This is a genomic window from Actinoplanes sp. NPDC026670 (assembly GCF_040638175.1).
Taxonomy (GTDB): Bacteria; Actinomycetota; Actinomycetes; order Mycobacteriales; family Micromonosporaceae; genus Actinoplanes.
Genome location: NZ_JBEZXU010000122.1, coordinates 1 through 14,460, shown reverse-complemented (window position 1 = coordinate 14,460; position 14,460 = coordinate 1). Strand labels below are relative to the sequence as shown.

Annotated in this window: 9 protein-coding genes; 6 read left to right on the top strand and 3 right to left on the bottom strand. The window is 71.1% G+C overall.

From position 1 onward, the window contains the following. Positions 1-961: 961 nt before the first annotated feature. On the bottom strand, positions 962-2,707 hold the full coding sequence (locus AB0E94_RS51295; RefSeq protein ID WP_360343766.1) for an ABC transporter ATP-binding protein: 1,746 nt from the start codon (positions 2,705-2,707) through the stop codon (positions 962-964). A gap of 152 nt (positions 2,708-2,859) precedes the next feature. Here AB0E94_RS51295 and AB0E94_RS51290 point away from each other — a divergent pair, with 152 nt between their 5' ends. Beyond that, on the top strand, positions 2,860-3,273 hold the full coding sequence (locus AB0E94_RS51290) for a MarR family transcriptional regulator (RefSeq protein WP_360343763.1): 414 nt from the start codon (positions 2,860-2,862) through the stop codon (positions 3,271-3,273). A gap of 261 nt (positions 3,274-3,534) precedes the next feature. Here the strand turns inward: AB0E94_RS51290 and AB0E94_RS51285 are convergent, their stop codons facing one another. Next, a complete protein-coding gene (locus AB0E94_RS51285) occupies positions 3,535-4,377 on the bottom strand; it encodes a tetratricopeptide repeat protein (RefSeq protein WP_360343760.1) in 843 nt (280 codons plus the stop codon). A gap of 833 nt (positions 4,378-5,210) precedes the next feature. Continuing rightward, positions 5,211-5,726, bottom strand: coding sequence for a MarR family transcriptional regulator (locus tag AB0E94_RS51280; protein ID WP_360343757.1), 516 nt, complete (start codon positions 5,724-5,726; stop codon positions 5,211-5,213). A 61-nt stretch (positions 5,727-5,787) separates the two neighbouring features. On the opposite strand from AB0E94_RS51280, the gene AB0E94_RS51275 reads away from it, so the two are divergent. The 5 genes from AB0E94_RS51275 to AB0E94_RS51255 all read left to right on the top strand — a co-directional run. Then, a complete protein-coding gene (locus tag AB0E94_RS51275; protein ID WP_360343754.1) occupies positions 5,788-7,848 on the top strand; it encodes an MMPL family transporter in 2,061 nt (686 codons plus the stop codon). 147 nt (positions 7,849-7,995) lie between these two features. Then, a complete protein-coding gene (locus AB0E94_RS51270; RefSeq protein ID WP_360343751.1) occupies positions 7,996-9,198 on the top strand; it encodes a sulfite oxidase in 1,203 nt (400 codons plus the stop codon). Between the two features lie 10 nt (positions 9,199-9,208). Beyond that, complete coding sequence (locus AB0E94_RS51265; protein WP_360343748.1) at positions 9,209-10,240, top strand: LacI family DNA-binding transcriptional regulator; 1,032 nt, start codon at positions 9,209-9,211, stop codon at positions 10,238-10,240. 82 nt (positions 10,241-10,322) lie between these two features. Further along, on the top strand, positions 10,323-12,002 hold the full coding sequence (locus AB0E94_RS51260) for a glycoside hydrolase family 13 protein (protein ID WP_360343745.1): 1,680 nt from the start codon (positions 10,323-10,325) through the stop codon (positions 12,000-12,002). Positions 12,003-12,486: 484 nt separating this feature from the next. Beyond that, positions 12,487-14,460 (top strand): AAA family ATPase (locus AB0E94_RS51255; protein WP_360343742.1); only part of this gene is annotated, 1,974 nt, incomplete at its 3' end.

The window sequence follows — 14,460 nt, the reverse complement described above, 5'->3', positions numbered from 1 at the left end:
CGCCCCTCGCCCCTCGCCCCTCGCCCCTCGCCCCTCGCCCCTCGCCCCTCGCCCCTCGCCCCTCGCCCCTCGCCCGCGGATCTTGCACGACTTTCCACGCTCGCACCGATCTTGCAGCCCTTTCCACACCCCAGCAGGAAGAAAGCTGCAAGGTCTCCCCGGCGCAGTAGACCTTGCATGACAAACCACACCCAGACGTGAAGAACCATGCAAGATCGCTGCCAACGTGGAGAACCGTGCAAGATCTACAAGGCTGGTCGGGAGTGAATCCTCCGCGAATGCGAAATTTTTGACATTGGGGTCGGTGCTCTCAATCGCCTGCGTGACCGGCGCGATCACCCGAAGGCCCGGCGGGAAACAGCGCACAGCAGGGGGATTAACCCCGAATACGGCAAAAGCGCCGAAGAAGCTTCCTTTCTCGCGGAAATCCACAAGTCTTCCGGGGCGCATCACGCCTGCCCGGGGTGGGGGAAACTGCTCCGGGAAGGCGTCATCACGTCCCTACGCCCCGCGAGATAGGGCGAGCCTCGCGTCATGGCCACAGTCACCTGCAGCTCCGCACGGGTCGGGCTTTGCTTTCTATCCAGATCAGCAGGAGATTAGGCCTCCACTTCGAAGGACGACAGCCCTCGCCAACACCGCACCGCGAGCGAGTGCCGCCCAGCAACACCCCACCCCGGGCGAGAGCCACTCGGCAACACCGAACCCCGGTTGAGACACCCCACCGCGAGCGAAAGCCGCTCGGCAACACCCCACCGCGGACGAGAGCCGCCCAGCAACACCCCACCGCGAGCGAGGTACGCGGCAATGTCGCACCGCGAGCGAGAGCCTCCCAGCAACACCGCACCCCGAGCGAAAGCCGCTCGGCAACACCCCACCGCGAGCGAAAGCCGCTCGGCAACACCGCACCCCGAGCGAAAGCCGCTCGGCAATGCCGGGCCGGTAACGGGTGAGGGAACGGTCAGCGGGCCAAGGCGGCGTATCGGCCCTCGGCCTCCAGCAGCGTCTCGTGTGTGCCTGATTCCAGGATGCGGCCGTGGTCGATTACGGCGATCTGGTCGGCGTCGCGGACCGTGGACAGGCGGTGGGCGATCGTCACCGTAGTGCGGCCTCGGGACAGTTCGTCGAAAGCGCGCTGGACAGCCCGTTCGGTCTCGTTGTCGAGGGCGCTGGTCGCCTCGTCGAGCACCAGGATCCGTGGGTCGCGCAGCAGCGTGCGGGCGATGGCGATGCGCTGTTTCTCCCCGCCGGAGAAGCGGTGCCCGCGGGAGCCGACCATCGTGTCGTAGCCGTCAGGCAGGGCCGCGATCAGGTCGTGGATCTGGGCGGCCCGGGCGGCACGCTCGATCTCGGCGTCGGTCGCGTCCGGTTTCGCGTAGCGCAGGTTCTCCCGGATCGTGGTGTGCAGCAGATATGTCTCCTGGCTGACCACCCCGACCGTTGCGGCCAAGTCGTCCAGGGACAGGTCGCGCAGGTCGACACCGTCGATAGTCACGCGGCCCGACGTCGGGTCGTGCAGGCGGGCGATCAGGGCGGCGATAGTGCTCTTGCCGGAACCGGTCTCGCCGACGAGGGCCAGCGATGTTCCCGCCGGGACGTCCAGACTCACTCCGGCCAGGGCTGCGGTGGGGCTCTCCCCGTACACAAAAGTGACGTCGTCGAACCTCAGGTGGCCTCGCACCCGATCGAGCCGGACGGGTGCCGCCGGCTCCTCGATCTCGACCGGCAGGTCGAGATATTCGAAGATGCGCTGGAACAGCGCGAGTGAGGCGGTCAGCGTGACACCCACGTCGAGCAGGCTCATCAGCGGCCGGAACAGCCCGGCCTGCAGCCCGGTGAACGCGACGAGCGTGCCGATGCTCATCGCCCCGGCCGCGAACGGCAGCCCCGCGGCCAGGTAGATCGACGCCGGGATGACCGCGAACACGATGCTCATGGTGGCCATCCGCCAGCGCCCGGCCAGCTCCGACCGCAGCTCCAGGTCGATGAGGCGCGCCGACGAGGCGGTGAACCGGTCGGTCAGCTGACCGCCGGCGCCCATCGTCTTGGCCAGCTGGACACCACTGATCGACAGGCCCTCGTCGATGATGACGTTGAGGTCGGCGAGCTCACGCTGCCGCTGCGCGGTGATCGCCTGGCGCATCCGGGCGACCCGCCTGGTCCAATAGATCGCCGGTGGCAGCGCGACCAGCGACACCAGGGTGAGCTGCCAGGACAGGGCGGTCATCGCGACCAGGGTGGCGATCACCGTGGTCAGGTTGGCCGCGACGGACGTGGCGGTCGATGTGACGACCTGCTGCATGCCGCCGATGTCGTTGGTGATGCGGGACTGCACCTCGCCGGTGCGGGTGCGGGTGAAGAAGCCGACCGACTGCCGTTGCAGGTGTGCGAAGACCTGGGTGCGCAGCCGGTGCATGACCCGCTGGCCGACGGTCGTCGAGATCCACGTCTGCACCACGCCGAGCGCGGACGTGGCCGCTGCGATGCCGATCATGCCGGCCACCAAAAGCACCAGCAGCCGCACGTCGGACTGCGGAAGAGCAACGTCGATGACCTCGCGCAGCAGGAACGGCGAACCCATCGCGATGACGGACGAGAGGACGATGACGGCCACGACGACGGCGAGCTGCCGGCGGTGGCCGATGAACAGTGCGCCGATCCGGCGCAGCGGAACAGCGCGGGCCTGCGCCTTCTCCGCGGGGGTCAATGTGCGTGCCGCGCCGCGGCCTTTTCCATCTGCCAAGAACAAACCCTCCTGGGGGTACGGCTGAGGTGCCCCGTGAAACCACGGGCCACCGGAACAACGCTGAGGTTACCTCACCATGAGGGAACAACGATAGTCGCTGTTAGATTGTTCCCGTGGAGGAGGAGAACCTGCTGGAGGCGTTCTGGGCGGTGACCCGGCGCCTGCGCGTGGACATCCGGGTCGCTCTGGAGCCGTGGCACGTGTCACCGTCGCAGTCCCGTGCGCTCGGGGTGCTCTCCCGGCACGGCGAGATGCGGCTCAGCGCCCTGGCCGAGCACCTGCGGATCGTGCCGCGTTCAGCCACCGAGGTGATCGACGACCTGGAGAAACGCGGCCTGGCTGTCCGCAAGCCGGACCCGTCGGATCGCCGCGCGACACTTGTCGCCCTGACTCCGGAGGGCGTCTCCACGATGCAGGCGATCAACGAGGCCAGGGCGGCCGAGGCCGACCGCCTGTTCGCCGGCCTCAATCCGGCCGACCGCGCCGACCTGACCCGCATCCTCCGCCAGCTCCGCGACTCCCGCTGACAGCCCGGCCCACTCGACGGAACAGCCCGGCCGGCTCAACCGAATCGGCCCGGCCCGCTCGACTGGACAACCCGGTCCGCTCGGCGGAACCGGGTCGGCCGCAGCAGCGGCGGAAGCGCGGCGATTGGCGAGCTTTCGGAGCCGAGATCTGCCCCGACCCAAGATCGGCTGCCGGCCCGCCGCCGCCCGCACCCGTTCGTCGATCTTGTTGACTTCGGGTCCGCCCTGTACCGCCCGCAGACCTCCGAAACAGAAGCGCGGCTAGGGTGACGGGCGCGCCAGGGTGGACACGCAACCGGCGGCGCCGGCGGCGCAGAACAGGGTCAGGTACAGGCTGGTGGGGGCCACCAGCAGGCCGGTCGCCTCCAGGATGCCGACGCCGGCGATCGCGGCCAGGAACCACACCAGGGACACCCGGGCCACGTGGCCGAGCGCCTCGCGGCCCGGGCCAGGACGACGTGCCGGGCGCCGGCCCGGGTGGATGCGCAGTGACTCGGCGAAGTCGTCGGCGGCCAGGGCCAGGGAGGCGGCGTCGATCGCGGTGCTCATCGCACGGTCGAACTTCCGCAGAGCCGCCCGCGCACCTGCATGACCGAAATCGATTGCCAGGGCGTGACCGAGGGCCTCGCGGGCGCTCAGTGGGCGGCCGATCGCGAACAGCGCCAGCCCGAACGTGACGTACAGGTCGGCGTCGTAGCGAGCCATGTCCGCGACGACACGCAGGCCCTCGGCGGCGTCGGTCGGCAGGCCCGCCGCCAGCTGCGCCTCGGCCAGCCGGTTGTGCAGGCGCGGGTTGCCCGGGTCCTCCCGGCAGGCGGCCGCGGCGGCCGCGATCGCCTCGGCGTGATCGCCCAGGCGGGAACGGGCCTGGCTCAGCCAGAAGAGCGACTCGACGCCGTACGGGTCCAGGTGCCACGCGGCCTGCGCGGCGAGCAGGGCGCCGTCCAGGTCGTCCAGGTCGAGGCGGGCCCGGGCCATCCGGTGCCAGGCGCCGACGTTCTCCGGCTCCCGCCCGACGAAGGGCGCGAGCAGCCGTTCGGCATTGTGGGCGCGGCCGCGGGCGAGCAGGGCATCGGCCTCGGCAAGTAGGGGCTCGGTTCGCACGCCGCCTTCGATCGGCAGCACCCGTGTCCGGTTGTGATTAGCCCCTGGTGCACCTCCGTTGCAAACCCCGAACCGCGAGCCGTCGCTCACCACGGGAAAGCACGCGCCGAAAGGACGCTCAGCGACGGCTCACGGTCCTGCACCACCAGACCACCGACACCCACACCGCGAGCCGTCGCTCACCACGGGAAAACGCACACCGAAAGGACGCTCAGCGACGGCTCACGGTCCTGCACCACCAGACCACCGACACCCACACCGCGAGCCGTCGCCCATCACGGGAAAACGCACACCGAAAGGACGCTCAGCGACGGCTCACGGTCCTGTACCGCGAAGCCGGCGGCGAGCCGTCGTTCAGGGCTGGAAAGAGGGCGCGGAAAGAGTGCTCGGCGACGGCTGGCGGGGTTCGTCTTGGGCCGCATTCAGCCCGGCGGTCGCGTTTCGGCCGGGACCGGCCGGGCTGTCGCGAGGTAGGCCCGGGGCGGGGTGGGTGCGGTTGGCGGACGGGTGTTCCGTACCGGAGCGGCCGTTGATCTTGAAAGGGGTTGATCGGCGGGACGCGCGCGGAGCAGGGTGAGGGACGCATCGGGCGCGAGGGGACGATCGACGCGGACGCGCGCGGAACCGGGTGAGAGACCCATCGGACGCGGGGAACCGGTGAGGGACGCATCGGACGCGCGGAGCCGGGTGAGGGGACGCGGCGGGGGCGCGGAGCCGGGTGAGAGACGCGGCGGGCGCGCGGAGCCGGGTGAGAGACGCGGCGGGCGCGCGGAGCCGGGTGAGAGACGCGGCGGGCGCGCGGAGCCGGGTGAGGGGACGCGGCGGCGTTTGGGTCAGGGGCGGCGGAGCTCGTCTCGGTAGGAGGTCAGGGCGCCGATCATGCCGTTCAGGAACTTTTCGATGGTGTGGAGTTCGTCGACGCCGAACTGGGCCATCACCTCGTCGGTCCGGGGGGCCAGCGGGGTGAAGAACGCCAGGGCCAAGGCCATGCCGGCGTCCGCGTAGCGGAGATGGACCACCCGGCGGTCGGCGCTCTCCCGGCTCCGGCGCAGGTGGCCGCCGCGCTCCAGGCGGTCGATCAGGGCCGTCGTCGCGCCCGAGGTCAGGCCGATCGCCTCGCCCAGCCGGCCCGGCGTCAGCGGCTCGCCGCGGCGCTCGGCGTGCATGACGGCGAGCAGCGCGTGCATGTCGGTGGCGTGCAGCCGGTGCTGGTTGGCGAAGGCGTGGCCGATGTGCTGCGCCTCGCCACTGTAGCTGTTCAGCAGGTCGACGAGCTCCCTGCGCAACCGCCCACGTTCCGCGGTCTCGGATCCTTCCACGGGGGTAAGTGTTGCAGATCGACTCCCCATGGTGAACAATCTCGATCGTAAAGATTCTCATTCTTGAAGAAATGCTTTGGGGGCACCAGCAATGAGAAGGGCATGGGCGACGCTCCTCCTGGCCCTGCTGCTCGGCGGACTCGTGTTCGGGTTCGCCGGGGACACCGAGACCGACAACGACCCGACCTCGTCGCTGCCGTCCTCGGCCGAGTCGACGCGGGTCGCCGAGCTGCAGAAACAGCTGCCGTCCGGGCGGACCAACCCGGCGCTGATCGTGGTGGCCAAGGGTGGGGCGGCGCTCACCGACGCCGACCTGGTCACGGTCACCGGGCTGGGCCGGCCGATCCTGTCCGAGGACCGTAAGGCCGCCATCGTCACCGTGCCGCTGCCGGCCACCGGTGACGCGACAGCCACCAGCGACGCTGTCGCCGAGCTGCGCGCCAAGGTGCGGGACGGCCTGCCCGCGGGAGTGACCGCGCAGGTCACCGGCGGCGCCGGCTTCGGCGCCGACCTGTCCAACAGCTTCAGCGGGGCCAACACCAAGCTGCTGATCGTCACCGTGGTGGTCGTCACGATCCTGCTGCTGGTCACCTACCGCAGCCCGATCCTGTGGGTCGTCCCGCTGTTCGTGGTCGGGTTCGCCGACCAGCTGGCCGCCAAGGTCATCGCATTGCTGTCGCAGCACACCGACCTGGCCGTCAACGGCTCCACCGCCGGCATCGTCACGGTGCTGGTGTTCGGCGCCGGGACCGACTACGCGCTGCTGCTGATCTCCCGCTACCGGGAGGAGCTGCACCGGTATGAGAACCGGTTCGAGGCGATGGCCAAAGCGCTGCGCGGGGCCGGCCCGGCCATCGCGGCCAGCGCCGGCACGGTCATCCTGGCCCTGCTCACGCTGCTGCTGGCCAGCTTGAAGAGCAACACCGCGCTCGGCGTCTCGGCGGCCGCGGGGGTGGCCATCGCGGCCGTGTTCGCGCTCGCCGTGCTGCCGGCCGCGCTGGTGATCTGCGGGCGGAAACTGTTCTGGCCGTTCATCCCGCGGGTCGGCGAGTCCGGGCCAGAGGACGGCAAGGGCTTCTGGGCCCGGGTCGGCCGGGGCGTGGTCCGCCGGCCGGTCGTCGTCACCGCGGCGTCGATGGTCGTTCTCGGGCTGCTCGCGCTCGGCGGGCTCGGCACCAAGGTCGGCCTGTCGCAGACCGAGCAGTTCCGGGTCGAGGCCGAGTCGGTGCAGGGCCTGGAGACGCTCTCCAGGTACTTCCCGGCCGGCGCCGCCGGGCCCGCGGTGATCCTGACCGAGCCGGCCAAGGCCGAGCAGGTGCTGGCGACGGTGTCGGCCACCGGCGGCGTCGCCTCGGCCCGGGTCGCCGAGCAGAACGCCACCCAGGTCAGCATCAGCGCCGTGCTCGAAGCGGCGCCGGACACCGCCGAGGCGTTCGACACGATCCGGGACCTGCGCGCCGGGCTGGACGGCCAGGCGCTGGTCGGCGGATCGGTCGCGACCGCGCTCGACACGCGGGACGCGGCCCGGCACGACCTGATCGTGATCGTCCCGGTGATCCTGGCCGTGGTGTTCCTGGTGCTGGTCGCGCTGCTGCGGGCGCTGGTCGCCCCGGTGCTGCTGATGGTCACGGTCGTGGTCAGCTTCCTGGCCTCGCTCGGCGCCGGGTCGTGGCTGTTCCGGAACGTGTTCGACTACCCGGCCCTGGACAACTCGGTGCCGCTGTTCTCGTTCCTGTTCCTGGTCGCGCTCGGGGTCGACTACAACATCTTCCTGGTCACCCGGGCCAAGGAGGAGGCGGCGACCCGCGGCACCCGGGACGGCATGGTGCATGCGCTCGCGGTCACCGGCGCCGTGATCACCAGCGCCGGGATCCTGCTCGCGGCGGTGTTCGCGGTGCTCGGGGTGCTGCCGGTGGTCACGCTCACCCAGATCGGGGTGATCGTCGGCATCGGGGTGCTGCTGGACACGCTGCTCGTGCGTACCGTGCTGGTCCCGGCCCTGGCGACGCTCACCGGCGACCGGTTCTGGTGGCCGGGGCGCCCGCAGCCGATCACCGAGAGCGCCGAGGCGCCGGCGAACCGGCCGCAGACCGATTGGGAGGCGGTCAACCGCACCCAGGTCACCGAAACCGCCGGCGACCACAACCGGTAAAGCCTCTACTCACCGCCAGAGATGCCGGGTGGCCACAACGGCCACCCGGCATCGCCCTGTTCAGAAACCCGAGTTCAGAGGCCCGCGTTCAAAGACTCCGTTCAAGGACTATCGATTTATCCTACTTAATCGATAGGATCCCTCGGCATGAGTGAGCGTGCGTACGACGAGCGCAGACTGCATGATTTCCGTGCCGGGCGGGCGCGTGGATTCTCTCGCCGGGAGTTGCTGGCACTGACGGCTGCCGCCGCTCTGCTTCCGGCGTCACCCGCGTCCGCCGCCTCCCCCATCGTCAAACCCCTGCCGGCTGATCTTTTCCGGGCTCTGGGCACCAACGCGGAGACTCGGTTCTCGGCCCTGAAGGACCAGGGGTACTACGTTCCGGTCGACCGGTTCTTCGTGCGCAACCACACGGTGACGCCGACGATCTCCGCGGACTCGTGGCAGCTGGAGATTTCCGGCAGCGGCACCAAGCCGGCATTTTTCGGACTGGACGACCTCAAGCGCCTGCCCAGTGTGACCGCGCCGATCGCCATCGAGTGCGCCGGCAACGGGCGCAGTTACTACACCTCGCAGCAGGGGCAGACCGTCTCCGGGACGGCATGGACCCTGGGCGCGATCGGCGTCGGCAAGTGGAAGGGCGTCCGGCTGTCGACAGTCCTTCGCAAAGCCGGGATCTCGCGCGATGCCGTCGACGTCCAGCCGATCGGGCTCGACCCCGACTTCGTCAGCGGCGGCGTCAACCTCGGCCCGGTGCGCCGCCCGTTCCCGGTCCGCAAGGCGTTCGACGACGTGATCCTGGCCTACGAGCTGAACGGCGAGCCGCTCCCGCCGGACCACGGCTTCCCGGTCCGGGTGGTCGTCCCGCACTGGATCGGCATCTCCTCGATCAAGTGGGTCGGGAGGATCGAGGTCTCCGCCGAGCCGCTGTTCTCGCCGTGGAACACCCAGTTCTACCGGCTGTTCGGCCCGGACTTCCCGGCCGAGGGGCAGCCGTTCGACAGGCAGTCGATCAAGAGCGCGTTCGAGCTCGACCCCGGCACGACCTTCCCGGCCGGCGTGCGGACCCGGCTCACCGGCCGGTCCTGGTCGGCCGACGGCCCGATCCGCGAGGTCGAGGTCAGCACCGACGGGGGTACGGTCTGGCGCCGCGCCCGCCCCTACGGCGCGACGCCGGGCGGGGTCTGGCAGCGCTGGGAGTACGACTGGACGCCCAGCGCCGGTGAGCACGTGCTGCTGGCCCGGGCCACCGACGTGTGCGGCAACACCCAGCCGGACGTCGCCCGGTTCAACACGCTGGGTTACCTCTTCGACGCGGCGGTACGGGTTCCGGTGTCCGCGGTGGGATAGTGTGCCGCCCATGCCGTCGGGAAAGGCCACGTCCAGTGACGTCGCGGCGGCGGCGGGCGTGTCCCGGTCGGCGGTGTCCTTCGCGTTCAACAATCCGCAGCGGATCTCGGCGGCGACCAGGGAACGGATCCTGGCCGCCGCCGAGGCGCTCGGTTACGCGCCGAGCACGCTGGGCCGGATGCTCCAGGCCGGCACCACCAACTCGATCGGGGTGCTGCTCCCCCAGCGGCTGGCCCGGATCCTGGAGAACCCGTACTACGCACGGTTCCTGATGGGCGCCGGGCAGGTGTGCGACCAGGAGGGTTACACGCTGCTGCTGACTCCGCCGCTTCAGGATTCGGTGCTCAAGGCGATTCCGTACGCCGCGGTCGACGGCTTCATCGTCTGCGGCCTGGAGGCGGACCGTGGCGAGGTCGCCGAACTGACCCGGCGGGGCATCCCGTTCGTGCTGATCGACAGCGACCGCCTGGAGGGCGCGCCGAGTGTCGAGGTCGACGACCGGGGCGGGGCCCGTGAGGTGACCCGCTACCTGCTGGATCTGGGGCACCGGCGGCTGGCGGTGCTGTCGATGGACCCGGGGCCCGCGGCGGCAGCGCGCGGGTATCGGGGGCCCTTGGCGCGGCGGATGGCGGGGATCGCCGAGGCGCTGGTTCCGTTCGGTCTTTCCATGTCTGACGTACGGCTAGCCGAAGTTCCGGTGTCCCGCAGCGAGGGCTATCGCGCCACTCGCGCCCTGATGGCGGCCACCGAACCGCCGACCGCGATCCTGGCCCTCTCCGACATCCTCGCCTACGGCGCCGTGGATGCCTTGCAAGAACTTGCAATCCAGGTGCCGTCAGAGGTCTCGGTCACCGGGTTCGACGACCTTTCCGAGTCCGCCTGGTTCCGTCCGCGGCTGACCACCGTGCGGCAGCCGATCGTGACCAAGGGCCGGATGGCCGCCGACTTCCTGATCTCGGCAATCAGGGGTGAGGAACAGCACCCGCACCAGACCCTCGGCACCTCGCTGATCGTCCGGGAATCCACCGCGAAACCGGCATAACGACCGCTTGCAAGAACTTGCTGCAAGAAAGCAGCGGCTCAGCTATGTAACACGTGTTAGTAAGCTGCTAGCGTTCGTCGCCATGACGGATCAACTGATCGCACCGCCCACCGTGGAGGCGCCCCCGGCATCGTGGTGGCGCAACGCGGTCATCTACCAGATCTACCCGCGCAGCTTCGCCGACTCCAACGGCGACGGCATCGGCGACCTGCCCGGCATCAGCAGCCGGCTGCCGTACCTGCGGGACCTGGGTGTCGACGCGGTGTGGCTGTCCCCCTTCTACGCCTCGCCCCAGGCGGACGCGGGTTACGACGTCTCCGACTACCGCACCGTCGACCCAATCTTCGGCACCGTCGCCGACGCCGAGCAGCTGATCTCCGGCGCGCACGCCCTCGGCCTGCGGGTCATCGTCGACCTCGTCCCCAACCACTCGTCGGACCAGCACGACTGGTTCAAGCGCGCGATCGCCGAGGGTCCCGGCTCCCCGTTCCGCGAGCGCTACCACTTCCGCCCCGGCCAGGGCGCCGACGGTGAGCTGCCGCCCAACGACTGGCCGTCGATCTTCGGCGGGCCGGCCTGGACCCGGGTCGAGGACGGCGAGTGGTACCTGCACCTGTTCGCCCCCGAGCAGCCCGACTTCAACTGGGAGCACCCGGCGGTCCGGGACGAGTTCAAGACCATCCTGCGGTTCTGGCTCGACCTGGGCGTCGACGGGTTCCGCGTCGACGTGGCGCACGGCATGGTCAAGGAGGCCGGCCTGCCGGACATCGGCGACACCGGCGAGTGGCACCTGCTGGGCGCCGGCGAGAGCCCGTTCTTCGACCGCGACGGCGTGCACGAGATCTACCGCGACTGGCGCCGGATCCTCGACGAGTACCCCGGTGAGCGCATCGCCGTCGCCGAGGCCTGGGCGCCTTCGCTGGCCCGGGTCGCCAACTACGTCCGCGGCGACGAGCTGCACCAGGCGTTCAACTTCAGCTACCTGGGCACCGCCTGGAACGTGCACGAGCAGCGCGAGATGATCGACGACTCGCTCGCCGCGATGCGCGAGGTCGGCGCGCCCACCACGTGGACGCTGTCGAACCACGACGTGGTCCGGCACACCACCCGCCTGATGCAGAAGATCGACGGCGACGCCGCCGGCCGCAAACCGGCAGCGGTCGACGAGGAGGCCGGCCTGCGCCGTGGCCGTGCCGCGTCCGCGCTGATGCTGGCGCTGCCCGGCTCCGCCTACGTCTACCAGGGCGAGGAGCTGGGCCTGCCGGAGGTCATCGACCTGCCGCCGGAGGTTCGCCAGGACCCGGCCTTCCACCGCGCGACCGGCCAGGACGGCTACCGCGACGGCTGCCGCGTCCCGATCCCGTGGAGCGGCGCCGAGGCCCCCTACGGCTTCGGCCCGGCCGGCGGCGACAGCTGGCTGCCCCAGCCCGCGTCGTGGGCGCAGCTCAGCGTCGCCGCGCAGGCCGGCGTGCCCGGCTCGACCCTGGAGCTGTACCGCTCGGCCCTGGCGATCCGCCGCGACAACCCGGCGCTCGCCCCGACCGACAACCTGACCTGGGCGCCCGCGCCCGCCGGGGTGCTCGCCTTCGAACGCGCAGCGCCCGGCGCTCCGGTCTTCCACTGCACGGTCAACATGAGCGCCGAGCCGGTCGCGGTCGGCCGCCCCGGCGAGATCCTGCTGGCCAGCGGCCCGCTGGACGGAACCGCCGACAACGTGATCCTGCCCCCGGACACCACCGTCTGGTGGTCCGTCACCCGATGAGAACGTCCGGCCATCCCCAGGACGGTGGGGGATGGCCGGACCAGGGCGTGACGCGCACGGGGGACGCGTCACGCCCTTTCGCAACACCGCGCACCTCACCGTCCGGCCGCGGCTCCCGCTTCTCTCATTCCTTTTTCGGTACGGCCACACCTGCTCGTCCGTACGAGAGAGGCATGCACGCGCTCTGGGGCGACGTAGTTCGGATGCCTTTCGGGCCACGCCCCACCGCCCCGTTCACCGCCTGGCGCCCGGCAGCGACGGCCAGCGCACACAATCGCCGATCGTGGTCGCTCATCCTCGTCCTGGCGCAGACAAACGCACGCATTGTGCCGATCGTGTGCGTTCATCCCGGCCAGGACAACGACGAAATCACACATTGCCGGAATGTGTGCGCTGATAGTCGGCGGCGGCGGCTGGGGCGGCTGGTCGGTGGCAGGGGGGTTGCAAGGCTCATGGTGGGCGCGTGTGGGCCGAAAGGCAGCGCGTGACTTCTGAGCGTGTGGACGAGCTGCTGTACGACAGTGACCGCACCCGGGTCAGCCGGGTCAGGCTGGCGGACGGGACCCTGGTCGTCCGTAAGCAGCCGCTCGGGGCGGGGGCGGCCGAACGCCTGCGCAACGAGATCGCCGTGCTGCGCCGCCTGGAGTCCGTCGACGGTACGCCGAAGCTGGCCGGGGACGGCGTGGAGGGCGCCCTGGAGCTGGTCGACTCGGGTGCCCGTACCCTCGCTGATCTTGAAATGCCCTGGGCGACCGACGCCTTGCTGGACCTCGGGCTGGGCCTGGCCGAGGTTCTCGCCGGGATTCACCGGCGCGGTGTCGTGCACCGCGACGTGAGCCCGGCGAACGTGCTGGTCGACGCGGCGACGAAACGACCGACGCTGATCGACTTCGAGCTGGCGACCCGGCCCGGCTCGACCGCCGGCGAAGGGCTGGTCGGCACGCTGCCCTATCTGGCGCCGGAGCAGACCGGCCGCACCGGGCGCCCGGCCGACCACCGCAGTGATCTTTATTCGCTCGGGGCCACGCTGTACGAGCTGGCGACCGGGCAGCCGCCGTTCGGCCGCGACCGGGACCCGCTGAGCCTGGTCCACGACCACCTGGCGAAGGTGCCGGCCGCCCCGGCCGAGGTGAACCCGCAGGTCCCGGCGTTGCTGTCGGAGATCATCCGGCGGCTGCTGAGCAAGGAGCCGGAGCAGCGCTACCAGAGCGGCGAGGGGCTCGCCCACGACCTGGAGCAGCTGCGCGCCGGGCGGCTGACCGTGCTCGGCGAACGGGACTTCCCGATCCGCCTGGCCCCGCCGGCGCAGCTCATCGGCCGGGAGGCGCCGCTGGCCGCGCTGCGGGCGCTGCTCGACGAGGCGCACACCGGCAGCGCGCTGGCGCTGATCACCGGCCCGCCCGGGGTGGGCAAGACCGCGCTGGTGGACCGGCTGCGCCCGGCTGTCGCGGCGGCCGGCGGCCGGTTCGTGACGGGCAAGTTCGACCAGTTCCACCACGATGCCGGTGGCGGCGCGGTGCGGGAGGCGTTCGACCGGCTCGGTGACCAGCTGCTCGCCGAGCCCGAGGACGTGGTCGCCGAGGTGCGGACCCGGCTGCGGGAGGCGCTCGGCACGGACGCCGGGCTGATCGCGGCGCTGATGCCGTCGTTCCGGACGCTGCTGGACGTGGCGCCGGAGCACAGCGACGATCCGCGCGCGTTCCTGGCCCGGCTGCGGCAGGCCGGCATGACCCTGCTGCGTACCGTCGCGAACGGCGCCCCGCTGGTGTTCTTCCTCGACGACCTGCAGTGGGCGACCGGGGCCGCGTTCAGCTATCTCGACGACGTGCTGGACAACCCGGACGTGCCGGGGCTGCTGGTGCTGGGCGCCTACCGGGAGGAGGAGGTGGACGAGGCGCACCCGCTGACCGCGGTGCTGGCCCGTCTGCACCGGGACCGCGGCGACGCCGGCGAGGTGCGCCTGGCCAACCTGGGCGTCGACGACCTGGGGGTGCTGATCGCCGGGATGCTGCGGCTGCCGGAGGCGGACCGGCTGGCGGAGGTGCTCGCCGGGCGTACCGGGGGGAACCCGTTCGACACCGTCGAGCTGCTGAACGCGCTGCGCCGGGAGGGTGTGCTGGTGCCGGACGGCGGCGGCTGGCGCTGGGATCCGGCCGCGGTCCGTGACTTCGTCGGGCACGGCGACGTGGTTCAGCTGCTCACCGCCCGGATCGCCGCGCTGCCCGCGGACACCCGCGCGGCCGTCGACGTGATGGCGTGTGTCGGTGGCGACGTGCCGCTCGACCTGCTCGGCGCGCCGCTGACCGCGGCGGCCGACGACGGTCTCGTCGTGGTCGACGGGGCGTCCGCACGGTTCCGGCACGACCGGGTGCAGCAGGCCGCGTTCGGCCGGCTGACCGCGGACGAACGCGCCCGGCTGAGCCTGTCGCTGGCCCGCCGGCTGGCCCCGGCGCCCGAG